General features: G+C 67.7%; 19 protein-coding genes, 1 tRNA gene and 2 pseudogenes. 15 read left to right on the forward strand and 7 right to left on the reverse strand.

Translation table 11 applies throughout. The annotated features are described in order from the left end of the window. Nucleotide 1: 1 nt before the first annotated feature. Both ACYQ5L_RS29780 and ACYQ5L_RS29785 read right to left on the reverse strand, forming a co-directional pair. On the reverse strand, nucleotides 2-1183 hold the full coding sequence (locus ACYQ5L_RS29780) for a nitrate/nitrite transporter (protein WP_459961549.1): 1182 nt from the start codon (nucleotides 1181-1183) through the stop codon (nucleotides 2-4). Nucleotides 1184-1323: 140 nt separating this feature from the next. Next, nucleotides 1324-1619 (reverse strand): annotated as a pseudogene (locus ACYQ5L_RS29785) (DeoR/GlpR family DNA-binding transcription regulator); the annotation flags it as partial. A gap of 8 nt (nucleotides 1620-1627) precedes the next feature. On the opposite strand from ACYQ5L_RS29785, the pseudogene ACYQ5L_RS29790 reads away from it, so the two are divergent. Together ACYQ5L_RS29790 and ACYQ5L_RS29795 are read left to right on the forward strand one after the other, a co-directional pair. Then, nucleotides 1628-2225, forward strand: a pseudogene (locus ACYQ5L_RS29790) (alcohol dehydrogenase catalytic domain-containing protein). A 124-nt stretch (nucleotides 2226-2349) separates the two neighbouring features. Further along, on the forward strand, nucleotides 2350-3066 hold the full coding sequence (locus ACYQ5L_RS29795) for a respiratory nitrate reductase subunit gamma (RefSeq protein WP_459961550.1): 717 nt from the start codon (nucleotides 2350-2352) through the stop codon (nucleotides 3064-3066). Here the strand turns inward: ACYQ5L_RS29795 and ACYQ5L_RS29800 are convergent. Continuing rightward, on the reverse strand, nucleotides 2987-3760 hold the full coding sequence (locus tag ACYQ5L_RS29800) for an enoyl-CoA hydratase-related protein (protein ID WP_459961551.1): 774 nt from the start codon (nucleotides 3758-3760) through the stop codon (nucleotides 2987-2989). The two genes, ACYQ5L_RS29795 and ACYQ5L_RS29800, sit on opposite strands and share 80 nt — an antisense overlap. Nucleotides 3761-4077: 317 nt before the next feature. Between ACYQ5L_RS29800 and ACYQ5L_RS29805 the strand changes: the two genes are divergently transcribed. The 6 genes from ACYQ5L_RS29805 to ACYQ5L_RS29830 all read left to right on the forward strand — a co-directional run bounded on the left by ACYQ5L_RS29805 (nucleotide 4078) and on the right by ACYQ5L_RS29830 (nucleotide 11738). Further along, entirely contained in the window at nucleotides 4078-4512 is a 435-nt protein-coding gene (locus ACYQ5L_RS29805) for a hypothetical protein (RefSeq protein WP_459961552.1), read from the forward strand. Next, nucleotides 4512-5885, forward strand: coding sequence for a hypothetical protein (locus tag ACYQ5L_RS29810; RefSeq protein ID WP_459961553.1), 1374 nt, complete (start codon nucleotides 4512-4514; stop codon nucleotides 5883-5885). The genes ACYQ5L_RS29805 and ACYQ5L_RS29810 overlap by 1 nt, the downstream gene beginning before the upstream one ends. An 80-nt stretch (nucleotides 5886-5965) precedes the next feature. Beyond that, nucleotides 5966-7264, forward strand: coding sequence for a VWA domain-containing protein (locus ACYQ5L_RS29815; protein WP_459961554.1), 1299 nt, complete (start codon nucleotides 5966-5968; stop codon nucleotides 7262-7264). A gap of 14 nt (nucleotides 7265-7278) precedes the next feature. Next, nucleotides 7279-8397, forward strand: a complete 1119-nt coding sequence (locus ACYQ5L_RS29820; RefSeq protein ID WP_459961555.1) for an ATP-binding protein — start codon at nucleotides 7279-7281, stop codon at nucleotides 8395-8397. After that, nucleotides 8394-11198 carry a DUF5682 family protein gene (locus tag ACYQ5L_RS29825; RefSeq protein WP_459961556.1) on the forward strand — a complete coding sequence of 935 codons (2805 nt, stop codon included), beginning with the start codon at nucleotides 8394-8396 and terminating at the stop codon, nucleotides 11196-11198. The genes ACYQ5L_RS29820 and ACYQ5L_RS29825 overlap by 4 nt, the downstream gene beginning before the upstream one ends. 201 nt (nucleotides 11199-11399) lie before the next feature. Beyond that, a complete protein-coding gene (locus ACYQ5L_RS29830) occupies nucleotides 11400-11738 on the forward strand; it encodes a hypothetical protein (protein WP_459961557.1) in 339 nt (112 codons plus the stop codon). Between the two features lie 73 nt (nucleotides 11739-11811). Here ACYQ5L_RS29830 and ACYQ5L_RS29835 read toward each other — a convergent pair whose 3' ends face one another. Beyond that, nucleotides 11812-13014 (reverse strand): cytochrome P450, encoded by a 1203-nt coding sequence (locus ACYQ5L_RS29835; RefSeq protein ID WP_459961558.1) that lies wholly within the window; start codon nucleotides 13012-13014, stop codon nucleotides 11812-11814. 268 nt (nucleotides 13015-13282) lie between these two features. Between ACYQ5L_RS29835 and ACYQ5L_RS29840 the strand changes: the two genes are divergently transcribed. Beyond that, nucleotides 13283-14836: an acyl-CoA carboxylase subunit beta gene (locus ACYQ5L_RS29840; RefSeq protein WP_459961559.1), complete on the forward strand. Its 1554-nt coding sequence runs from the start codon at nucleotides 13283-13285 to the stop codon at nucleotides 14834-14836. Between the two features lie 1439 nt (nucleotides 14837-16275). Here the strand turns inward: ACYQ5L_RS29840 and ACYQ5L_RS29845 are convergent. Together ACYQ5L_RS29845 and ACYQ5L_RS29850 are read right to left on the reverse strand one after the other, a co-directional pair. After that, nucleotides 16276-17208: a hypothetical protein gene (locus ACYQ5L_RS29845; RefSeq protein ID WP_459961560.1), complete on the reverse strand. Its 933-nt coding sequence runs from the start codon at nucleotides 17206-17208 to the stop codon at nucleotides 16276-16278. 228 nt (nucleotides 17209-17436) lie between these two features. Next, nucleotides 17437-17796 (reverse strand): hypothetical protein, encoded by a 360-nt coding sequence (locus ACYQ5L_RS29850; protein WP_459961561.1) that lies wholly within the window; start codon nucleotides 17794-17796, stop codon nucleotides 17437-17439. Nucleotides 17797-17936: 140 nt separating this feature from the next. Here ACYQ5L_RS29850 and ACYQ5L_RS29855 point away from each other — a divergent pair, with 140 nt between their 5' ends. Beyond that, the gene (locus ACYQ5L_RS29855; protein ID WP_459961562.1) at nucleotides 17937-18299 is read left to right on the forward strand and encodes a hypothetical protein; all 363 of its coding nucleotides are present in this window, start codon (nucleotides 17937-17939) and stop codon (nucleotides 18297-18299) included. Between the two features lie 98 nt (nucleotides 18300-18397). Here ACYQ5L_RS29855 and ACYQ5L_RS29860 read toward each other — a convergent pair. After that, nucleotides 18398-18470 (reverse strand) — tRNA-Ala (locus ACYQ5L_RS29860). 113 nt (nucleotides 18471-18583) lie between these two features. Here ACYQ5L_RS29860 and ACYQ5L_RS29865 point away from each other — a divergent pair. The 5 genes from ACYQ5L_RS29865 (at nucleotide 18584) to ACYQ5L_RS29885 (ending at nucleotide 24085) form a co-directional block, all read left to right on the forward strand. Next, nucleotides 18584-19288, forward strand: coding sequence for a phosphatase PAP2 family protein (locus ACYQ5L_RS29865; RefSeq protein ID WP_459961563.1), 705 nt, complete (start codon nucleotides 18584-18586; stop codon nucleotides 19286-19288). A gap of 126 nt (nucleotides 19289-19414) precedes the next feature. After that, nucleotides 19415-20509 carry a serine/threonine-protein kinase gene (locus ACYQ5L_RS29870; protein WP_459961564.1) on the forward strand — a complete coding sequence of 365 codons (1095 nt, stop codon included), beginning with the start codon at nucleotides 19415-19417 and terminating at the stop codon, nucleotides 20507-20509. A gap of 12 nt (nucleotides 20510-20521) precedes the next feature. Then, the gene (locus ACYQ5L_RS29875) at nucleotides 20522-20668 is read left to right on the forward strand and encodes a hypothetical protein (protein ID WP_379203872.1); all 147 of its coding nucleotides are present in this window, start codon (nucleotides 20522-20524) and stop codon (nucleotides 20666-20668) included. A gap of 10 nt (nucleotides 20669-20678) precedes the next feature. Next, complete coding sequence (locus ACYQ5L_RS29880; RefSeq protein ID WP_459961565.1) at nucleotides 20679-21878, forward strand: hypothetical protein; 1200 nt, start codon at nucleotides 20679-20681, stop codon at nucleotides 21876-21878. Continuing rightward, the gene (locus tag ACYQ5L_RS29885) at nucleotides 21875-24085 is read left to right on the forward strand and encodes a GAP1-M domain-containing protein (protein WP_459961566.1); all 2211 of its coding nucleotides are present in this window, start codon (nucleotides 21875-21877) and stop codon (nucleotides 24083-24085) included. The genes ACYQ5L_RS29880 and ACYQ5L_RS29885 overlap by 4 nt, the downstream gene beginning before the upstream one ends. Nucleotides 24086-24321 lie beyond the last annotated feature (236 nt).

Genomic DNA, 24321 nt, shown 5'->3' on the forward strand with positions numbered 1-24321 from the left:
GCTAGGCACGGGGCGCGGGGATTTCGATGGGCTCCTGGGTCTTCAACCGTAGCGCGGTGTACAGCAGGGCGACCACGGCCGCGGCCACGAGCAGCAGCAGCCCGATCGTGTAGTCGTTGCCCTCCTCGTTGTAGGTCGCGCCCATCACCAGCGGCGGGAAGTAGCCGCCGAGCCCGCCCGCCGCGGCCACGATGCCGGTGACCGAGCCGACCGATGCGGCGGGCGAGCGGCGCGCCACCCAGGCGAAGACGCCGCCGGTGCCGACGCCGAGGAAGATGGCCAGCAGGATGAAGGTGACCGCCGACCACAGATCCGGGGGCGGTTGCAGCACCGCGACCGCCGCCATGACGGCCGTGCCCGCCAGCGAGGCCAGTACCACGTACTTCGGGGCGATGCGGTCCGACAGCGCGCCGCCGACCGGGCGCGCGATCACCGCCGCGAGCGCGAAACCCGCGGTGCGGCTGCCCGCGTCGACCGCCGAGAAGTCGTAGACGTTCTTGAGATAGGTGGGCAGATAGGTGCTGAACGCGACGAAGCCGCCGAAGACGACGGCGTACAGGAACGACATCTCCCAGGTCACCGGAAGTTTCAGCGCGGCAACCAGTTTGGGCACGACCGGATCGGTATTGGGCTGGAACTCCGGCGAGTTCCGCATGACCAGCACACAGACCCCCGCCGTCACGGCCAGCGCGATCGCAATGATCACATGCGTGGTGAGCAAGCCGAACCAGTTCACGAATCGCGGCGTGAAGAACGCCGACAGCGCCGTGCCCACCATGCCCGCGCCGAACACACCGGTGGCGAACCCCCGCCGGCTGGGCTCGTACCAGCTGTTCGCGAACGGAATCCCGACCGCGAAGATGGTGCCCGCGATACCGAGCAAGAACCCGAAGACCAGCAGCAGCGGATACGACTCCGCCTCACCGGCAATCCCCACCGCCAGCACCGGCAGGATCGAAGCCAGCGAGATGGCGATGAACATGATCCGCCCGCCGTACCGATCGGTCAGCGCGCCGGCCACGATCCGCCCGAGCGATCCCACCAGGATCGGCGTAGCCACCAGCATGGAAGCCTGGCTACTGCTCAGCGACATATCCTTCGCATACGTCGTGGACAATGGCCCGATCATGTTCCAAGCCCAGAAGTTGAGAGCAGAAACCCACGTCGCAAGCGCGAGATTCATGCTCTGCCGTGAACCGTTATCCAATCCGGAAGCAGTCACCAATACAGGAAACCATGACAATTCCCGCGCGTCCGAACTTTGAAGCAACCGCGTCCAGCGTGTCTAGTTACCTCGAAGCAACCGTCAGGCACGAATAGCGGTGGGCCTAGGGCTTCGAAACGCCCGGCCTCGGCCGGCGCCAATTCCGTGCCGGTCACCAGCGCCTCGAAATCCGAGATCTCGGCGAAGCGGCAGAAGCTCGACATGCCGAATTTGCTGTCGGCGGCGACCAGGACGCGGCGTTTGGCGCGGCGCACCGCCAGGCCCTTCACCACGGCACGGCCGGGTCCGGCGTGGTCAGGCCGTGTTCCGCCGAGACGCCGTTGGTGCCCAGGTAGGCGAGGTCGATGACCAGTTCGCCGAGCATGCGCAGGGCCCAGTGGTCGACGGTGGCGAGGCGGATGGTTGGAGGACATCCCCGAGCCCGAGTGCGGTCCGGGCGAGATCGAACTCCGGGTGCGCAACTGCTCGACCTGCGGAACGGATGTGAAGATCCGGCACAACGGGCACCAGAACCTGACTCCGCCGCGCACCCTCGGCCATGAGATCGCGGGCGACACCGTCGTGGTCTTCGGCGCCGGCCCCATCGGCTGTATGCACATTCGTATTGCCCGCGGCGTATACCGTTGCGGCCCGGCATTTCTCGTCGACGTCAATGCCGACCGCCTGAAGTTGTCCGCCGCCGCGGTGCGCCCCGACGAGGTGATCGACGCGTCCCGCACCGATGTCGCGGCACGGGTGCTGGAGCTGACCGGTCGGCGGCCTCCCCAAGACCAACCCCACCATCACCTGCGACTCCAATGTCGTGCACTGCCGCCAGCTGCACATCCACGGCGCCAATGGCTCGGACCCCGAACACAATCGGCGCGCCCTCGAATACATCGCCACGGGGCAGGTTCCGGTGCGGGATCTGATCACCCATCGCATCCCGCTCACCGAGGTCCTCGACGCCTTCTCGGTCGTCGAGAACGGCGAGGCCATCAAGGTGACCGTCGAACCCTGAGCCGGAGTGTCCGGCATGTTTGCCATTCGGAAGCGACGGATGCCTTTCGGCTCTTTCGCGACACCGTCGGCCGTGGGACAGTGTTTCGCGTTCGCGGGATCGGATCGCATGAGGAAGACGCACCGTGGTGTACCTGTTGTGGGTTGTCCTGCCCGGCATTGCCGTGGCTTCCTGCCTGGCCGGGCACCTCTGGCGGTATCAGCACGACCGCTTCCTCGGCTATCTCTACGGCCCGCACGCCGATCGGGCACAGCGCTTCGGGAGCCTGGCCTTCCGGATCGGCGTGCCACTGCTCTTCGCCGTCCGGATCACCGAAGCCCTTGCCGCCGGGCCGCATTCGCGCGCCACGGGCGTCCCGGCGGTCATCTTGACGGCGGGCCAGATCATCGCCATCCCGCTGGCCATGGCCGGTGCGTGCCTCATCCTGATCCCACCGCTCATCGACGCCGATCCGCGCCCCCGGATCACGTCCATCGACCGCATCACCCTGCCGGTCCTGGCCGCCACCCTGCTCTCCGGATTCCTCATCACCTTCGACCCCTACTCCACCGAAACCCGCTACCGCACAGCGGAATACCTCTTCGCTTGGGCGCGATCACTGGCCACCTTCCGGCCCGAGCCGGAAGTCATGCAGCACGCACCGGCCATCTACCAGGCGCGCGCCCTGATCCTCGTACTGCTCATCGCCATCTGGCCCTATACCCGCCTGGCGGGCATCTTCACGGTCCCCCTCTCCCGCCTGTACCGGCGCACCGCTCGCCTCAGTCGGGCCAGATGGGCGGGCGCTTCTCCAGAAACGCCTGCATTCCCTCTTTGGCGCCGGGTAGTTGGGAGGCAGTAGCCATGACCTCCAGCGTGATCGCGTAAGCGTCCGCCTCCGGCCGATCCAACTGGGCATACACGGTCCGCTTCCCGAGCGCTTTGCTCGCCCGGCTCCCGCGCGTGGCCCGGCCGAGCAATTCGGCCACGGCCTCGTCCAGCCGTTCCAGGGGCACAACGTAATTCACCAACCCCCACTCCACCGCGACATCGGCGCCGACCGCGTCCCCGGTGAGTACCAACTCCATCAGCCGCTTGCGCCCGATGGACCGCGCGACCGGCACGGCGGGCGTATGACAGAACCACCCGCCCTTCCCGCCCGGCAGCGCGAACCCCGCGGAGTCGGCCGCCACCGCGAGATCACACGAGGCCACCAACTGACACCCGGCCGCGGTAGCCAGCCCGTGCACCCGAGCCACCACCACCTGGGGCACCGACTGAATCGTCCGCATCACCTCGGTGCACAGCGTCAGCAACTCCCGCACCCCCTCGACATCGCGCGCCGCGACATCGGCGAAATCGTGCCCCGCCGAGAACACCGGCCCCTCGGCAGCCAGCACAATGCCGGAGGCATCCGACTCCCCCGCCTCCCGGAATGCGCCCAGCAACTCCCCCAAGTGCTCACCGGACAGCGAGTTCCGCCGCTCCGGCCGGTTCATGGTGATCCGGACGGTGTCGCCGGTGCGGTCGACCAGAATATGCCGATACTGCGCCATACCCATGACGGTAGCCGCCAGGTGTGACATTCGGAGACCGATCGACGCCCGCGAGCTCGGCGCCGCGAGTGCGGTCTGCGGCGTTGCCGAAGCGCCCTCGCCGACAGGTCTGCACGACCGGCCCGAATACAGCTCGGCCGAGGTCGGCCCGCGGCCGTCATCAGCGGGTTCGGGGGTGGGGCGGCACTTGTCGGTGGGGTCACCTACCTTGGGCGCATCGTGATCGACCGGGAGGGAGAACGATGGCCTCGAATACGAGTGCCACGCCGGGTGAGCCGGCTTGGGAAAGTGCTTCTGTCGTAAGGGTTTTGCCCGCTGTGGCGCCTCGCAAACTGAACAAGGTGCCGTTCGTGGAAATGGCCGACGGGCGCTTGCAGGGCGTGGTGTCGAGTGGGTCCGATATCTCGCGCGTGTACGTGGCGTCGGTGACGGCGGGGACGCACGGGCTGAGCTGCAGCACCAATAACAACCGGCCGTGTGGCGGGTTGAACCAGGGGTGGGCGTGCAAGCATCTGGATGCGCTCATCGATGAAGCGGTGTTGCAGTACGGGCAGGAGCGGGTGGCGCGGTTCCTGCGGGTCGAGGTGCCGGAGGGTGCTCGACTTGCCAACTGCCTCAAGGGGACTCGGGACCCAGCGCCGGCCGCGGCGGTGTTCAGCCGGTTCCTGCGGCATCTGACCTATCTGGAGCTGCCGGGGAGCGCGATGCCGATTCCGGAGCTGCACTGGTTTCCGGCGGGGGTGGGGCGCTGATGCAGGAAGTACAACTGGCCGCGCTGGCGGATGCGCCGGTCGGCGTCGAAGCGGCAGTGGATGCGGTGAGCGGTTTCGATACCGCGCTGGTCAACGGCTTCGCACGGGTTTCCGAGCCGCAGGGCGCGGCGCTGGCGGCGCTGGGCGGGGCGGTGGCGGGCTCGCCGCTGGCGGAGGCCGCGGCGGCCGCGGTGGCGAAGGTGAGTACCGGGGCGATCGGGCCGGATGAGCTGTCGGCGCTGGCCGCCGCGCGGGCCGCCCTGCTGGGCGCGGTGCACGACGCATTGGTCGATCAGGCGGATACGGCCTTGGGCCGCAACCGATCCGAGTGGACGGCCATACCGGGCGCCGATGCTGCGAGTCCGCTCGCGGCGGGTTCGCGGGCCTGGCTGGGCGAGCTGGCCATTGCCGGATGGCGGGGCGTGGACCACGAACTGGTGGCGGCCGCGGATCAGACAGTGGAGGCGCTGCTGGCCGAACCCGGGCTGTGGCGGCTGGCAATGCTGCTGGACGGCTTCACCGCCGAGTTGGGGGCTTCCGCGCCGATCGCCACCATGGACCGGGTGCCCGCGCGGCGCTGGGCGGATCTGTGGGCGCGTGCGCTGCTGCTGTCCTGGCGTGGCACGGAATCCACTGCGGTCGAGTCGGTTTCGGGTCGGCTGCTGCCGCTGGGCGTGGATGTGCACGAGCACGGGACCGTGGTGCAGGCACAGGTCCACGGCGTGCTGGAGATCGCGGGCGCGCCGGCCCGCCGGGTGCGAGTGTCGGTGGCGGCGGCCAAGGTGGACACCATTGTGGGACCGGCGGTTTGGCAGTTGCTGGGTGCACATCGGCAGTTGCTCACGGCGCTGGCCGAGCGGCGCGCGCTGGAACTCACCGAGATGCCGCTGACAGCGGGCGGTGATCTGCTGTGGGAGGACGATCGGGCCAGGGCCGGGGAGGACGCCGATCCGTTCGTCACCGCCACCGTGCAACTACCGCAGGCGCTGGCCCCGGCGGTCGCGCCGCTGGATCGCGATCCGGTGCATATCGCCGAACCGGTTTTGTTCGAGGGGTACCGGTTCCGCGACGGTGTGCTGGAGGTCGGTGAGCAGCGGATTCGGGTGGAAATGGACGCGCTGCCGTCCGCCGGACCGCTCACTTCGACCGGAGTGACCGGCTCCAGCGGCATGATCGGATTGCTGCGCTGGGACGGCGGCTGGTCGGTGCGGCCGCTGGCCGTGCAGCGCAAGGTCAAGAGTGCGCTCACCGCTTTCCACAATGGTGATTGGGCGCTCGGCCCGACCGATGCGAAAGTCGCCAAGGCGCAGGCGAAGTCGGGCGATGCCGTGGCGGTATTGCGTGAGCGGGCGGGACGGTTGCTGCGCAAATGAATATTGCATCGCGAAGCGATTCCGTGGGGGGTGGCGGTCGGGTGACGGGTGGGCCGAATCATGAGACGCGGCGCCAGGTCTTGTACTGGCGTCTACTGGCCGGTGTCTTCACCGGGGATCAGCAGCCGACGCTGGAGCAGGCGAGCGCGGGGATCGTCGACGATCTGGGATTGCCGCTGGCGGTGCTCGATCCGGGCATCTCCATCGACAATGTGGTGCAACGGTATCCGGAGATGAAGGACGAGTTCGAACGCCTCGACTTCTCCGAGAGCAAGGAGTCCGAGACCGCGGACTCGGCAGCCGACGACTCCGGCAACGATGCACCCCGGCCCATCGGCGCCGCCGATGTCCGCACCGCCGCACTGGTTTCCAAGCTGCTGCTGAATGTCTTCGCCACCGGCTCCGGCCAGGTCAGCGCCACCCAACTGGCGGGCTGGCAGTCCGATGCCAAGTGGCTGCGCCGCTGCCTGGGCGAAGAGCAGGCCGGCGCCGTGCACGGCGTGCTCACCGGCCTGGAGGGCGAGCTGGTGTCCCGCATGCGATTGCGCGAAGTGCTGGCCGATCCGCACCTGGCCGCCCAGCTCACCCCGAGCATGTCGCTCATCGAACAACTGTTGCGTGACAAGCACAACCTGTCCGGCGTGGCCCTGGCCAATGCCAAACGCCTCATCCGCCGTTACATCGACGAGGTCGCCGAGGTGCTGCGCACCCAGGTGCGGCAGACCAGCGTCGGCGCCGTCGACCGCTCGGTCCCGCCCAAGCGCATCCTGCGCAATCTGGATGTGGACCGCACCATCTGGAAGAACCTGCCCAACTGGAATCCGCAGGACGAGCGCCTCTACGTCGATCGGCTCTACTATCGCCAGACCGCCAAGCGCACCGTCCCCGCCCGCATGATCGTGGTGGTGGACCAATCCGGTTCCATGGTCGACTCCATGGTGAACTGCACCATTCTGGCGTCGATCTTCGCGGGCCTGCCCAAGGTGGATGTGCACCTCATCGCCTACGACACCCGCGCCCTGGATCTCACGCCGTGGGTGCACGATCCGTTCGAGGTGCTGCTGCGCACCAATCTCGGCGGCGGCAATGACGGCCCGGTCGCCATGGCCATGGCCCAGCCCAAGATCACCGATCCCAAGAACACCGTGCTGGTGTGGATTTCGGACTTCTACGAGTTCGACCGCTCGCAGCCGCTGTTCGAGGCCATGGAGGCGGTGCACCGCTCCGGGGTGAAGCTCATCCCGGTCGGCTCGGTGAACAGCTCCGGCCATCAGAGCGTCAATCCGTGGTTCCGTGAACGGTTCAAAAACCTTGGCACCCCGGTGATTTCCGGACGCATTCAAAAGCTCGTGCACGAACTCAAGAACTTCCTCGACTAGGAGAACAAGCCATCATGAACGACGTTTTGCGCGCACCCGCCGAGGTCAAGTACGCCGAGGAACTGGATTGGCTGGAGTCCATCGACGACGGCCCCAAGCCGTTCGCATGGCGGCTGAGCCCGAAGATGGTGCGGCTGTTCATCCTCGGCTCCGAACGCGCCGACGGGCTCGACCGCGAGGTGGAGCAGAAGTGGTTCGGCGACCGCAGCTTCGTCGAGCGCAGCATTGTCACCCTGGCCTCGGACCGGGGTCTGCTGCTCATCGGCGATCCGGGCACCGGCAAGAGCTGGCTGGCCGAACTGCTGGCCGCGGCCATCAGCCGCAATTCCACGCTGGTGGTGCAGGGCACCGCGGGCACCACCGAGGATCACATCAAGTACTCGTGGAACATCTCCATGGTCATCGCCAAGGGGCAGTCGCGGGAGTCCATGATCCCGTCCCCGATCATGACCGCCATGGAGCAGGGCGTGATCGGCCGCTTCGAGGAGCTGACCCGCTCCACCAGCGATGTGCAGGACGCGCTCATCTCCATCCTGTCGGAGAAGTATGTGTCCATTCCCGAGCTCGACGATGACAATGTGGTGTTCGCGCAGCCGGGCTTCTCCATCATCGCCACCGCCAACAGCCGCGATCGGGGTGTGAACGACCTGTCCTCGGCGCTCAAGCGGCGCTTCAACTTCGTGCGCATTCCGGTGGTGTCCAATAAGAAGAGCGAGGCGGAGATCGTGCGCTTCCGCACCGCGGAACTGCTGCGTCGTCATTCCATCGAATTGGAGCTGCCGCCCACGCTGCTGGACATCCTGCTGGAGAGCTTCGCGGATCTGCGCGCCGCCGCGGCCGCCGCCACCAGCGATGACGACAAGCTGGAGTCGGCGCTGTCGACCGCCGAGCAGATCGGCGTGCTCGAGGACGCCATCCTGCACAGCCAGTTCTTCGGTGAGCGGGAACTGCGCGCGGAGACCCTCGCCGGGTCGCTGGTCGGGTCGCTGGCCCGGCGTCAGCCCGAGGACCTGGCCATTCTCAACAAGTACCTGCACGGCGTGGTCGAGCCGCGCAGCAAGGACAAGAAAGGCGAGATCCCCTGGGGCGAATTCCTGGAGGGCGGCCGGGCCGCGATCGCGAGGCTCTCGTGACCGTCTCCGATATCCGGCCCGCACCGAATACCTTTGCCGCACTGCGGGATCAACTGGCGGACGCGGCCGTCGCGTTCGCCGGCGCGCCCGGGGCGGCGGGCGACATCCTGGCGGGCATGATCGATGATGTCGACCGGGCGCTGTCGGAGCGGCTGGAGATCTTCCCGGTCTGCCACCACTCCCCCGCCTCCGGTCTGGCCATGGTGCGGCGGCTGCGTGAGAAGCAGCCAGCCGTCATCTATCTGGAACTGTGCGAGGACATGCGGCCGCTGCTGGACGAACTGCGCAACTGCCGGTTGCCGGTGGCCTTGCAGGCTTTCGCCACCGATACCGAGGGTTTCCCGGCGGAATGGGCGCCGCTGTCGGTGGTCGCGCCGATCACCGAATCCTCGGCCGAATACCAGGCCATCGCCTACGCGCTCGATACGCCGGGCGTGGAGCTGGTGCTGGTGGATCGCTCCACCGATCACGTCTTCCAATGGGCGCCAAAGGAATCGGATTCGGCTGAGGCACCGGCCGACGATGAGAAGCCCGAGGACGACGGCCTGCACGGCTCGGCGGTGGGCATCGAAATCGGCGATCTGCGACCGCGTTTCGCCGAACTGGAAGAACACCTGCTGCACCACGGCAAGGTCCGGCACTGGTCGGAATGGTGGGACCAGTACGTCGAACAGCCCCTCGCCGACGCCGATTACGACACCTACCGCCAGGTCATGGTGATGATCGGCAGCCTGTTCCGCCGGCTGCGGCGCGGCAGCACCGCCGAGGACGAGGATCGCGAGCGGTACATGTGGACCCGCATGCGGGAACACTTGTCCGCCAATGACATCGACCCCTCTAAGGCGCTGTACATCTGCGGCGCGGCCCATGCGGCCAGCCCTGTCGAGCAGTTCGGAATCGACTCGGACGCTCCGTTCGAGATCTCGCCGCGCTCTGCCACCAGCTGGCACTACGGACTGATTCCCTCCAGCCACTCCGCCATCGAGGCCCAGTTCGGGCTGGCCGGCGGCGCGGTGTCGATCGCGGCGGCCACCTGGGCGAAGGGCCTGCGGCGCGGCACAGTGCAGTCGTTCCAGCTGGAAGGCCAGCAGGGCGCGAAGAAGCGCGCCAAGAAACCGCTGCTCCCCTCCGAATCGGAAACCGAAGTAGCGGACCGCCTTTCGGGCTTCCTGTCGCGCCCGCCGGTGCTGGACCCGCTCGACGAGGCCGAACTCCTGGAATGGTCGGTGGACATCGTCCGCCTGGCCCGGCGCAACGGCTATCTGGCCAGCACCGCCGACGCCATCGCCATTTTCGAAACCTCGATCCTGCTGGCGGGCTTGCGCAATCGCGCCCGCCCCACGCCGTACGACTTCCAGGACGCGGCGGTCACCTGCATCGAGAAGGACCGCGTCCCCGGCCGCCGCGATGTCCGCCGCCTGTGCGAAATCCTGCTCGGCGGCGACCGCATCGGCCAAGTCGGCTACGCGGCCCTGCCACCCCTGGCCCGCGATGTCCTCGACCGCCTGGAACCACTGGGCCTGGACCTGTCCAAGCGCACCCTGCAACGCGCTCTGCTGGACCTGAAAACCAACCCCGGCCTGCGCCCGTGCTCGGACCTGCTGTGGCTGCTGCGCAGGCTGCTGCCCCAGGACGCACTGCGCCCCATCATGGGCTCGCGCGGCCTGGGCGAAACCTCCATCCAGGAGAGCTGGGATATCGGCCTCGGCAAATACCAGCGCTCCCTGGTGGAACTCGGCTACGAGGGCGTCTCGGTCGAACAGGTTCTCGAGCAGCGTCTCCGCCGCGCGGTCACCGCCCCCGACGCGACAGCCGCCGTGGCACTGGCCGCCGTCGAAGACGCCCTGGTCTACCTGAAATCGGTCCGCCTGGCCGACGAGCTGGGCAACCGCGCCGTCGAACTCCTGGCCGCCGAACGCACGGTAGACGACGCCCCCGTCGTACTCCGCCGCATCCGAGTGCTGCTCAATTACTTCCGCTCGACCGAAGACGGCCTGCCCTCCTGGTGCGAACGGTTCGTGACTGCCGGCTACGCCCACTACTGCACCCTCCTCCCCACGGCCTTCGCCGCCGAGGAAACCGGCCCGTCCCAGGTAGCCGCCATGCTCGGCTTCCTCTTCGGCATGGAGAACCTGGCCCTGTCCCTCGGCTGCGACCACACCCAGCTGGAACTGGCCGTCCTGCAGTCCCATCCGGAGGCCCCCGCCAAGGTGGCCCTCCTCTGGGCAGCCCGCTTCCAGCTGGGCATGCTCACCATGTCCGACCTGCGCACCCGCTGCGACACCATGCTCTCCAACCCCCTGGTGCTCCCCACGGTTCCGCAATACGTCAGCGGTTTCGTCCAAGCCATCGACCCGGCCCCCGCACTGAAACCCTTTGTGGTGGAGCTATTGTCGAAGGCCTTCGGCACCCTCCCGGACGCAGTCCTACTCCCCTGGCTGCCGAAGCTCATCACCACCCTGAAGGACCACACAGCCGACCTGATCCCCGGCCTGGTCCGGGAAGCAGCCCGCACCTTCCCCGGCTCCCTACCCGCCGTGGACGCCTTCATCCCACCCTGGTCAACCGCACCCACCACGTCCACGACACCAGCGGTGGCCGCACCACGCGGTCCCGTCACCGACCTGCTGGCCACCCACCCCACCACCTGTGACGCACTAGCCGGTCTGCTCGGCATCGAAGGCGGCTGGCAGGAATCCGGCCCAACCGGAAACCGTGAGACAACCGATCTGCTCGCCCGTTTCCCCGCCACCGCGGCAGCACTGGCGGCGCAACTCGGAACGGCAGCCCCACGCGGCTGACGCTCGAACCCGAGAGGTCAGGCTCGGTGATTCGCCGGGCCTGTCCTCGTGGTCGGATCCTGTGTAACGCGGGGACAACTATATGTGACGTATGTCACGTAAGGGTGGTTTGTCGCGGAGTGCCGTGCGCCGCCGAATTTCGAATAGCGCGTGGGCCTGTCAGGGTCGGGGCGTCGAGCCCCACGCTGGTGGGAGGTTGTGATGAGGTCGGTCGGTAAGAAGATGCTGGTGAGCGCGGCGGCGACGGCGCTGCTGGGTGCGGGGGTCGCGGTGGGCGCGGCGCCTGTTCAGGCGCAGCCGTGGCAGCCGGGGTGTGCGGCGTATCCGGTCAACAACAGTGCGGCGTTCTCGACGTGCTATTGGCCGGTCTGGCATCAGGTGAAGATCGAATGCCGGCACTGGTGGGGCTGGTTCGGCAGTAGTTGGGCCACCTATGAACGCCGCGGTCCGGTCGTGTGGGACGGCCAGCAATCCTGGGCGCACTGCGATACACCGGGCACGCTGCAGCATTGGGAGGTCGTGACCTTCTGGTGGTGGTGACGCACCGCCCACCAACCGAATAGCAGCAGATCCGGCGGGAGGCCCGGCCGGTCGGCGCCGACAAGTTCGCGGGTTACCAGGCGACGGGCAGTGATTTCGGCCCCCGTACGAGAAGGCCTGTCTTCCACGGCACTTCGTCGACAGGGACGGCCAGGCGCAGGGTTGGGAATGCGCGTAGCAGGGAGGCCATGGCGACCTGGAGTTCCAGGCGGGCCAGCTGGGCGCCGAGGCAGTGGTGGGCGCCGTGGCCGAATGCCATGTGCGGGTTGTCGGTTCGGGTGAGGTCGAGCTGTTCGGGGTCGGTGAAGACGGTTTCGTCACGGTTGGCGGCCTGGGTGTTGACGAAGACGGCCTCGCCGGCACGCACGGTGATGCCGCTGAGTTCGACGTCCTCGGTGGCGATGCGGGCGAAGGCGCCGCCGGATCCGAGCTGCACGTGGCGCAGCAGTTCCTCGACCGCGCCGGGGACCAGTTCCGGGTTGCGCCGCAGCAGTTCCCACTGCTCGGGGGCGGTGAGCAGGACGTAGGTGAAGTTGGCGATCTGGTTGGCGGTGGTTTCGTGACCGGCGATGAGCAGACCGACGCCGAGGTTGACCAGTTCGAGCTCACTGAGCCGGTCGTCATTGTCGCGGGCGGCGACCAGTGCGCTGAGCAGGTCATCGCGCGGCTCGGCTCGACGTTGCGAGATCAGTTCCGCCAGATACGCTTCCAGGCCCGCTCGGGCTGCGATGATCTGCGCGCGAGTGTAGGCGGTGGTGGACAGGATGGCGTCGGAGAATTCCCGGAAGCGATGCTGCTGTTCGGTCGGCACACCGAGCATTTCGCAGATCACGGTGACCGGCAGCGGCAGCGCGAACTGTTGCACCAGGTCCGCCGGTGGGCCGGACCGCTCGATTGCGGCGAGATGTGCGTCCACGATCTGCTGGGCGCGCGGGCGCAGCAGCTGAACCCGGCGGCCGGTGAACGCCTTCGCGACCAGCTTGCGCAGCCTGGTGTGCTCCGGCGGATCCATGCTGAGCAGTGAATCGCCGCGCGGCGGTTCAGGTGTCGAGCGCGGCAGGTCCTCCCGGTCGACGGTCGCGGCCCGGCTGAAGCGCGGATCGGCCAGCACCAGCCTGACATCGTCATAGCGGGTGACCAGCCACCCCTCCCCGCCGTACGGGAGCCGGATCCGCGCCACCGGCTCCTCCCGCCGCAGTTGCGCCAGCAGTGGATGCATATCGAGCCGGACGGGCTCGCCGAACGGATAGTCGCGGACCTCGAGATTGGTTGCCATCACGATCTCCCTTCCCCGAAGCCGACCGGGCCGCGGAGACGAAGCGAATTGCTTTCCCAAGCTAAGTAAACGCCCGGCCTACCGGCCCGTCAACGATTTCTATTCCAGCGCTGGGTGATTGAGCACTGCGCAGCCGACGGATCGCGCCTGCGCGAGTCCGGCCTCGACTGTGATCAATCCCCTATGTCCGATTTCGTGACCTGTTCGGTATCGACAGCGCTTAACGTGCGCGGAGCACAAACAGTTTGGTTGGAAGGTGGCAGTAAGCGTGATCGGTACGCGGGCGAAGCTCGATGAACTGACCAAGATCCTGGCGATCGCCGCGGAACCGGCGGGTGACGCCGGTATCGCCAAACGGGAGAAGAAGGGCATCCCCAGCGTTCGCGAGCGGGTGCACATGCTGCTCGACCCCGGGACGTTCATCGAGACCGGCGCGCTGGCTCGCCAGCCCGGCCAGCCGGACGCACTCTACGGCGACGGCCTGGTCACCGGTCACGGGCTGATCGGGGGCCGTCCGGTGGTGGTGATCTCCCATGATCAGACCGTGTACGGCGGGTCCGTCGGCGTCACCTCCGCGCAGAAGTTCATGCGGGCGCTGCGTTTCGCGTTCGACAACGCGTGCCCGGTGGTGACGATCAACGATTCGGGCGGTGCGCGCATTCAGGACGCGGTCGGTTCGATCGCCTCGTTCGGTGACATCTCCCGGGTGCTGGAGAAGCTGTCCGGGTACGTGCCGCAGGTGTCGATCATTCTCGGCAAGTGCGCCGCGGGCTCGGTGTACGGGCCGATCAATACCGACGTGCTCATCGGCACCAAGGATTCCTACATGTTCGTGACCGGACCGGACGTGATCAAGGCCGTCAATGGTGAGGACATCAGCGCCGAGGAGCTCGGCGGCGCCGAGGTGCAGGCCAAACGCGGCACCCTGCATCATGTGGCCGACACCGAGCAGGAGGCCTACGACTGGGCCCGCGAGTACCTGAGCTATATGCCGACCAGCTGCCTGGAACAGCCGCCGATCGTGAATCCCGGTCTGGAACCGGAGATCACGGCCAGCGATCGAGAGCTCGACACGATCATCCCGGACTCCGATCGCGCGGGATACGACATGCACGAGATCCTGCTGCGGATCTTCGACGACGGTGAGTTCCACGAGATCCGGGCCGCGTTCGCGCCGAATCTGATCACCGGCTTCGCCCGCGTCGACGGATATCCCGTCGGCGTGATCGCCAATCAGCCACTGGTCCTCGGCGGTTCCATCGACGCCGCCTGCTCGGACAAGTCGACCTACTTCATCCGGCTGTGCGATGCGTTCAATATCCCGCTGATCTTCGTCGCCGACACCCCGGGCGTGCTGCCGGGCCTCGCCGAGGAAGCCGCCGGCGTGATCATTCGCGGCGGCCGGGTCCCGCGCGCCATCATCGAGGCGACGGTGCCGATCATCAACCTGGTGGTGCGCAAGTCCTACGGCGGCGCCTACGGCATGATGGCGGCCCGGCAGGTCGGCGCCGATATCAGTTTCGCCTGGCCGACCGCCCGGATCGCGGTGATCGGCGCCGAGAGCGCGGTCGACCTGCTCGGCAAGCGGCAGTTGGCGGCGGTGCCGGAGGAACATCGGGCGGCGGCGCGCGAGTTCATGGTCAACCAGTACAACGAGACCATCGCCACCCCGTGGATCGCCGCCGAACGCGGCTATATCGACGCGGTCATCGAACCCTCGCGCACCCGCCTGGAAATCCGGCACGCGCTGCGTCTGCTGCGCGACAAGCCGCCGGTCAAGCCGGAGTTCAACCCGCGTAAGCATCCGGTGTACCCGATGTGATCGGGCCGTTCGCGATCACCGGCCTGCCGCGTCCGAGGAGAGTTCTTGTGCCACAAGGCTGTCCACCAGGTCGTTCAGTTGCGATACCAGTGCGGCAGCACCGCCGTGGTGCGCGAGGTTGTGTAGTTCGAGCGGATCCTCTCGGCGGTCGTAGAGTTCGTACTCGTATTCCGAGCGCGGTCCCTCGAGGTTCTGCTCCGTGGAGTATCGGCCGAAGCTGTAGCGCGGTGTGATCGCACCGCGCAGGACGCAGTTGACGCCGGTACTTGTCCGCCACTGGATTTGGCGTCCGAGGTGAGCAGCAAGGCGGATCTGACCGCGGCGTCCGGGTTGGCCAGCAGTGCCGTGAGGTCACGCCCGGCGACCGGAGGCACCGTGCCGGCACTGGCTCCTGCGAGGGACGCCAGTGTCGGCACCAAATCCACGTGAGAGGTCAGCGCGGTCACCGTCTTGCCATGCATCGCAGGGTTTCTCGGGTCCGAGATCACCAGCGGCACCCGATTGTTCTCGACGCCGTAGGCCGCTTCGTCCGATCCGCCCCGATGCCGTCCCACGGCACTGTCCGCCCGACCCCCGGCACCGAACAGAACTCCCTGCAACCGCCTCTACCCGAAGGCAGTTCGACAGCCGAAGTGCGCGATCGCCGCCGGGGAAATCACTCTTCCGGCTGACCACCGCCCATGCCTCCACCGTCGGGCCGGCCACCGCCCATGCCACCGCCATCGGGCTGACCCCCACCCATGCCACCACCGTCGGGCTGACCCCCACCCATGCCACCACCGTCGGGCTGACCCCCACCCATGCCACCACTATCGGGCTGACCCCCACCCATGCCACCACCGTCGGGCTGACCACCGCCCATGCCACCACTGTCGGGGACCTGCACGGGAACGCAGACCCACTTCGCCCCGGTCCACTCCCATTGGCCACGCCCCGAGCCGTCGTAGGGGCACGGGTCGCCCGCCTTCGGTTCGCCACCGGTCGGCGGTGTGGAAGTCGCGGGCGGCCGTACGGGACCGGTGGTTCGACCCGGCGTCCCGGGCCGCGGTGACTGACCGGGCACAGCCGGGACCGAACCAGCGGTGGTTGCGGTGGTCGAGGTCGCCGGCTGATCCGGCCTCCCATCCGAGCCTCCACACGCCGACAGCACGAACGCGGTCGCGCCCGCCATGGCCGCACCGACGATTGCTCGGGGCATTGTTCGGCATTTGCTGGCAAACATTTGCATACCAATCCTTTCATCGCGCAGCGACAGAGATCCACATTGATGAATGGCGAGAAGCGCGCTCATGCTCGGCGCGACAATCAAAGCTAACGAAACCGACATTCCGAGATGGATAGCAGTTGGTTAGAAAAGAGTTAGAACAGACGACGTTGAATCAACACCCATTCCGCTTTGCCCATCCTAAATCACCGCTGGCAGGCACGGTGCGCGACGCTCAAGCGCACGATCCGGCGGCGGCACGGTCGAATGCCTCCGACCAATCGGCGGGCGAGGAAAACAGCGGCGGCGGCATTTGAGCCCGCATGGCCGGGAGCCCGCCCGGAAAGTTGTCCATTTGATTGAGGATTCCTTGGCAGAACCCGCGAATGGTGGCCTCGCGCAGGTCGGTCGGTGGTGCGGGTTGCTCGGGTGGTGCGGGATTCGTGGGATCGGGCTCGACAGGCCTCGGCGCGGGCGGCGCGGGCGGCGCCGTGATAGTCGGGGCGGGCAGCGCCGTGGTAGTCGGGGCAGGCGGCGTGATGATGGGCGGCGGCTCGCTGGTTTCCCGTGGGGGTGAGGCCTCCAGCGGCAAGTCCGGTTTCGTGATTCCGGGCTGCGCGGGGTCGCCGCCACCCGTTGCGGGGCTGAAGACGATGGCCGGCCGCAGTGTCGTGGGTTGCGGCGTGGTGGATGCCGCCGCGGCGCTCGCCGTGTTGTCGCCACGGGTTGCGGCGATGACAGCTGTTGCCCCACTGGCGATTACGATGGCCAGCGCGACACCGGGCACCCAGAAACGGGAGGCTCGGCGGGCTCGCGGCGGCTTCCTGTCGGCCGTATCGTGCGCTACGGCGGCCGAAATCGGTATCAGCCGTACCAGATTCGCCGGATACCCCACAACTTCCGCCGCCTGCGCGAGCATCCCGGCGTGCACGGCCAGCCACTCATCCGGACACGCCAGAACAAGCCCAGCAGGCGCCTCCGCACCCCGCCCGACCCCCGCGGCCGCAAGCGCCGCCCGAAGCACCCACACCACGGCCTCCGGCTCCGGCGGAATCTCCCCCGCACCGGGCAACCCAATCGGCTTCACGTGCCGCACAGCCAGATCCAGACCGGCCGCAGCGGCCCCCGCCCCGCCGAACGCCACACCCAACAGCCAGTTGCCCCCCATCCATTCCTCCTGGACGGTCGGATAAGGAAGCCCAGTATCCCATCACGCTCACGTCCGCGGTCCCGATCTAGAACAATGAGCCGCCGGGAGGTGCCGACACCAATACCCCGTCCCGGTCTACGCCCCCAAACGCGCTGGGGCGTAGTCGTTTACGGGCGGAACCGGATGTGAACGAGCGTCTCGAGCCCGGCGGGTTGGCTGGAGGCGGCCCGAGTCATTTCGTCGCGGTCACGAACGTTTGCACTTCTCGGCGGTCCAGTATGGTCCGTTGGAGTCGTTGTCATTCACATCGGATCCGCCGACATGGACGATGCACACCACCCGATCGCCTGCGCGCAGGTCTGGTATTCCGCTGGAAATCGCCGATTGGCTGATGGTTCCGCTCGGCCTTCCGTCGCGAGCCATACGCGGAGTATGTTCGGCCTCGCTCTCGAGCAAGCAGGCGCCACCCGGTTCCGGTGGGCAGCGGACGATGAAGGGCACTTCGCCATCCCACCGGGGGTCTTGGAGCGAGAGTAGCTTCCAGGCGCCCACCGCGGCCCCCGCCGCGACCAGGCAGGCGAACACCACACCGAGCAGAATCGCCATCGCATCGCCGAATATCTCTCGCGTTCTGCCCATTTCATCCCTCCCGTACCGTCGCATCGCTGCGAATTGTGAATCTCTATATATGCGGTCTGTTTTCGGACCACAATCGGGGGTCTTGGAAGAAACCCCAGGAGGGCACCATGATTCGCAAGATCGCTGCTACCGCGGCCATAGCCACCGCACTCATCGGCGCCGGCGCCGGTCTCGCACAAGCCGAAACCCCCGCAGCCGAGGCCATCCAGCCAGCCGTCGCGGTACAGCCGGTCGCCGCGGGACAGACCCAATCCCTCGTCGGCCAGCAGGTCGGCACCGTCGTCGGAACGGTTATCGGAGTCGGTGTCGGCGCCGTCGCGGGCGGCGCCATCGCATGTGCGGCCACGGCGCCCGTCTGCCCGTTCGGCGCGGTCGTCGGTGCCGGCATAGGCGCCGTCGCGGGTGGCGTGATCGGCGCGGGCCTCGGCGCCGGAGCCGGAGCGGCGATCGGCGCGCAGATCCCGGGCTAGACCGAAACGCCCGGCCTAGTCCGGAAACGACATTGGGGCCGGTACCGCTGCCGCGGTACCGGCCCCAACGGGAACGGGTCGTGCATTGACACGATCGGTGGAGCTAAGGGGACTCGAACCCCTGACCCCCACACTGCCAGTGTGGTGCGCTACCAGCTGCGCCATAGCCCCGGATGGTTGCTCTCGGGTGTCCGAGTGCGGGGATGAAATTACACAGTGGGGGTGGGGAATGACAAATCGCGTGGGTGGGTGGGGTGGGTGGGGAGGTATCGCGGTGGTTGATCATGGAGGGCATGTCCGGGATTACGCGTGTGGCGGTTCGGCGGCGGGGTATGGCGGCGGTGGGGGTGATCGCGGTGTTCATGCTGTGGACGGGGTGGGTGGCGGCGTCGGGGTGGGTGACGGGGTGGGATGCGGGGGTGTTGCGGTGGTTTGTGGAGCATCGGTCGGGTGGGTGGACGGATGTGGCGAAGGGGATCACGTTCTTGGGGAATCCGCGGCATGCGACGGTGATCACGGCGGGGGTGGCGGGGTTCGTGTGGTGGCGGTTCCGGGATTATCGGCCGGCGGTGCTGGTGGGCGGGACCGTTATTTGTGCGGCGTTGCTGGGGACTTTGACGAAAGTGCTGGTGGGGAGGGAGCGGCCGCCGGTGGAGACGCGGTTGGTGATGCACAGCAATATGTCGTATCCGTCGGGGCATGCGACCGCTACGACGGCGCTGGTGGGTGTTGTGGTGTTGATGTATCTGATTTCTCGGCCGGGGAGGGTGCGGGCCACATTCGCGGTGGGGGCGGCGGTGGTGGCGGTGGTTGTGATGTCCATGACTCGGTTGTATTTGGGGGTGCACTGGCTCAGTGATGTGGTCGGGGGTGCGTTGCTGGGGACGGCGGTGGTGTTGATTGCGGCGGTGGTGCAGGTGTTTTGGTGGCCGCGGGCGGTTGCGGAGGTTGCTGAGGAGGAGGCGGCGGACCAAACGGTTGGGCGGTGAGGGGGCGCGGGACGGGTGAAATCGAGACGTGCGCAGTGGAACCGCGCGCGTAGACTCGGCGGTGATTCGGAAGGTCCGGGGTGGGGCGGGCAGGACGTGCCACCGGTGTGAAGGGATCTCGCGCAGTTGAGGCTGATCAATGGTCGTTACGAGCTTCGGGGACTCGTGGGCCGCGGGGGGATGGCCGAGGTCTGGGATGCGTGGGACCGGCAGCTGCGGCGACAGGTCGCCGTGAAGGTGCTGGATGCCGGAATTCTGCCGGTGGGACAGCAGGATGAGCAGATCGCGCAGAAGCGGTTCCAGTACGAGGCGTACATCGCGGGCAAGATGAGCTGCGGCAATATCGTCACCGTGCACGACGCGGGAGTGTTCGTGGACAACGGGCGGCGCTCGCCGTTCCTGGTGATGGAGTTCATTCACGGCGAGAATCTGCGCGAACACCTCCGCAATCGCGAGAACTGGTCGCTACCCGGCCTTTTGCGGGTGCTGAACGATGCCTTCGCCGGACTCGTCTACGCGCATTCCAAACAGGTGGTGCACCGGGATATCAAGCCCGAGAACATCATGATCTGCCGGGACGGGACCGCCAAGCTCACCGATTTCGGGATCGCCATCGAACTGCGGGAGAACTTCCAGCGGCTCACGCGCGAGCATCGCGCGCTGGGCACCGAGCAGTACGCCGCGCCGGAATACCTGCGGCACGGGCAGTGCACCCATCTCAGCGATGTGTACTCCCTCGCCGTGGTGTGCCGCGAGGTGCTCGAATGCGCGTACGCGCCGATGCCGATACCCGGCCGGGTGAAAGCCGTACTGGATCGCGCGCTCTCACCGGCCCCGCAGCTGCGCTATCCCTCCGCCGAGGAGTTCCGGCACGAATTCCGCGAGGCCGTCGCGCACGCCGAGACCCCGGCGCACCAGCCCGCGCCGAGCCCGCGGCCCATGCGCCCGGCGCCCGCGCCGACCGTCACCATGACCCTCGGAGATCTCCCGATCCACGACCCGGAACCCCCGCCGCCCCCGCTGGCGTACGCATCGACGAAGGACTTCTATCTCGAGCCGATGATCGGCACCCGCCAGCGCTTCCTGGCCGGACTGCATCGCAACAGCCCCTGGCATATCGCCGTCCTGCTCACCACCGCGGCGACGACCGGGATGCTGCTCGGCGGGCTCGTATTCCTGATTCTCACATGGGTGATGGTCAAGCTCGCGGGACTGTGGTGAGGTGCGCAAGATATGAGAGATCGACCGACCGGCAGGGCCTGGCAGTTGTACGTGCATCCGGGCTCGCGGGCCTCGCATTGGCTGCGGATCGGGTGGAAGGTGGGGCTCGGATTCTTCATCGGCACCCTGGTGCTGCTGACCTTCGCCGTGCTGACCTGAGGCCGCGGGTATGCGCACCGTCTGCCTGAACTGCCTCACCGAATTCCGCTTCGACCGCGACCGCGACCGCTGGTACACCGTCATCCGGCAGCGCAACGGCGGCTACGCGAAGCAGATCGAAACCTATTTCGACAAGCTGAATCTGCGCTGCCCGAAGGGCTGCGACATCGATCCGGTGACGCTGGACCATCCGACGAAGGTGATCGGCTTCGTGGGCGAATCGGCCTCGTCCAAGAGCCATCTCATCGTGTCCATGATCCATTCGATGATGAACGACCCGCATCTGGCCGGCCGGTACTCGTTCATCGTCTCGCCCAAATCGGCCAGCCTGTGGACCTCACTGGAGGCCCGGCTGCTCAACCGCCGCGCGCTCGACGCCACCGGCCCGCGCCGGGTGACGGTGGCGCAGACGCAGCACATCCGGCCCGACGGCATTGCCATGCCACAGCAGCAGGCCCAATCCCAGGGCCACGCCTGGGCCGGGCTGGAACAGCGCAAACCGCTGGTGGTGACGGTCTATTCGCTGCAATCCACCCGCGCGGTGAACCTCGCCTTCGTCGATGTGGCCGGCGAGGACATCACCGACGGCGCGGTGGCGGCGCGGGTCAGCCCGCACCTGGCGGTCGCGGATTTCCTGTGGTTCGTGGTGCCCTCCACACTGAACAAGCAGTACCTCGCCTATATGCAGCAGTACGCCGAGCCGGCCGTGCAGGAGAGCCTGCGCAATGCCGTCGAGCATTCGCAGACCATTGGCCGCACCAATCTGATGATCGATCAGATCGCCAAACTGTGGCGGGCCGCCAACAGCTATCCCGAGCGCCTGCCGATCGAGCCGCCGCGCGTGCACGTGTCGACGATCATCGCCAAGTCCGATCTGCTCTCGCTCATCGATCTGCCGGAGGTGAGATCGGTTGCCCCGCCGTCCACCTGGGCGGACAGCCCGATCAGCGCGAACGGCGCCGGCAACGCCTACGATCCGCCCCTCATCATGGATCGGTCCCAGACCACGAAAAGCCTGGTGCGCAAGCTGTTTCCGCTCGTGGACACCACCTTGTCGATTCACTTCCCGTGGAATCTGTACTTCCCGGTTTCCGCGGTCGGCTGCGGAAAACGCGATGACGGCACCTATCCGGTGTTCAAGCCCTACGGCGCCGCCGATCCGGTGATCTACATGCTGGAGATGATCGACGAGCTCAAGGCCGGGCGATGACCGGATTCCCGCAGCTGCTGTGCGGCTGGGCCTTGGTCAACCTGGAGTCCTCGGGTGCGGGAGTGGGAGTGGTGGCGCGGTCCGGAAACTGGCCCGCCGCACTGGGATCCACCGCGCGGGAGCTCGGCGGGCTGGTCAGCCCGCCGGTCGGCGAGCAGTCCGCGGACAGTTTCGCCCTGGAATTCACCATCGCCAATGGGCTCGCGGTCGCCGGATTGAAGACGCCCTCCGATGCGCGGCCCGGGACCTGCGTGACGCATCTGATCGCGGGCGAGCCCGGAATGCTCGATGGCGCAACGGCTCTGGCGCTGTTCGAATCCGGCGGTTTCGTGACCGCGCTCAATGGCTCCGTCTCCCCCACCGAGCACTGGCAATCCGCGCCGGCGCCCGAGGGCGACAGCTGCGCGGCCACCGCCGACGCCATGCTCGGCCAGCCGTGGCTGCCCGTGCTCATCGGCGCGGTGCTCGCCCACCTCGCCGGTCAGGGCCCGGCCATCGCGCTGCATGTCGAGCACACCGACGACGCCGTCACCATGCTGAAGGCGCTCTACGGCATCCTGCCGCGAAACACGCTGCGCGAGTTGACCTTCGCCACCAGCGAACCGTACTCCCCTGAGCTGCCCGCCATCGCCGCCGTCATCGGCGGCGCGGCCGTCCCGCCGCCCGACCGGCACATCATCGCCCCGGAGAGTTCCACCGACGGGGCCGACACCTATCCGGCCGTCGGCCGCGCCATCGTCGAGCATCGCCGCGCCGGAATCACCCTGCCCGACACCATCGCAACGGTGCACCAGATTCGCGAATGGTGCTACCACCAGCATTTGCGCACCGTCGATCCGATGCTGCTCGACGACGCCCAGCTGACCCAGGTCATCACCGATCCGGACCTGACCGCGGACTGGTTCACCGCCGACGTCATCGCGCGCCGCGCCATCGACCTGGCCATCGAACGCCCCGGCGTCGCACGGGCATTGGCGGAGATCGACCACCATCCGGACACCCGCGCCGCCTTCGAGCAGGCCCTGACCGAGCACATCATGACCGGCCGCGACCACACCCGCGCCACCCGGGTCGCCGACCAGCTCGGCTTCGACCTCGGCGCCGTCGTGATCGCCGCCGCCTGGCAACGGCTCGACTCCGGCACGCTCGCCCCCGGCGACGCCGAGATCATCTGGCCGCAGCTGCACCAGGATTGGGCCACCGGCGAGGCCCCCGAGCGCGACCGGATCATGCACCACCTGCGGCAGCACCGCACGCTGCGCGATCTCGCCATCGGCGCGCACGACCGGTTCCTGGTCTACGAGACCATCCGCGCCGAGATCGGCGATCCGGCCGTGCACGCCGGCAGCAGCCGCTTGCTCCACACCGCCATGTACACCCAGCTGCCGATCCTGGCCCAGTTCATGGTGAACGTCTCCGCCGCCGCCCGTGATCGCTATGTCCTGGAACAACTCCTGGCCTGCGCGCCCAATGACCGCCTGCCCGCCCTGCTCGCCGAATGCGCCCGCTACCCGGCGCTCGACGCCCCGGAACTCCTCGAGGCGCTCACCATGACCCGCGCCGAACCCGAGGAACTGGTGGCGGTCCTGCGTCCCGGGTGGAAATCCCTGCGCGCCTTCCTGGATCTCCCCCACCCGATCGAGGTCCTGACGGTGCTCGATGCCGCCGCTCCCGACGAACAGCGCGGCCGCAGCGGCCGATTCCGGCTGTCGCGCAGTCCATTTCAGCGCGCACGCCGCAGCAGCTGGACCCCGGCGGAGGTTTCGGCCATTTTCCACACCGCCGCCGCCGAACCCGGCGTGGTCGAGGAACATGCCGAACTACTACGCGCCGCAATCGATTCCGATATCGAGTTCGTCGCCACCTGTATGGCCGACCACTCGCACGCCCCGACCGGCGCCGCCGTCCTGCACCAGGTACTGGCCTGCACCAGCCGGGACCGCCTGCCCACCCTGCTCACCGCCGCCGCACAGCACCGCGATATCGAGCCCTTCGCCCTGCTGGACGCCGCCGCCGCCCTCGACCTGGACGCCGCCGGCCTGGCCGCGGCCCTGGACGGCGCCTGGCCCCACCTGCGCACCCGCCTCGACCTGCCCCGCCGCATCGCCACCCTGCTGGTCCTCGACCCGGCCGCCGCCGAACCCGCTCGCCCGCGGCCCCTCGAATCCGCCTCGAAACCGCGCCGCCGCGCCCAATTCTGGCGCTGACCAGCTATCGGTGGTGGTATCCGACCTGCCTCCCCGCCCAAGCGGCCGTCACCGCCGGCGCCGCGCCGGCGGTGACACTGCCGCCGCCGCACGCCGGGTTCGACTGAGCATCGCGCTCCGAGACATGGACGCCTCCGCCCCGGGCGAACCCGGCTACGTGCGAGAGTCCTGCTGAAACCCACTCGCGGAAAAATTTCGCCGTTCGGGAATGTTCCCGCCGATTATAACCTTCTATC

The sequence above is a fragment of the Nocardia sp. IFM 10818 genome (assembly GCF_054655275.1).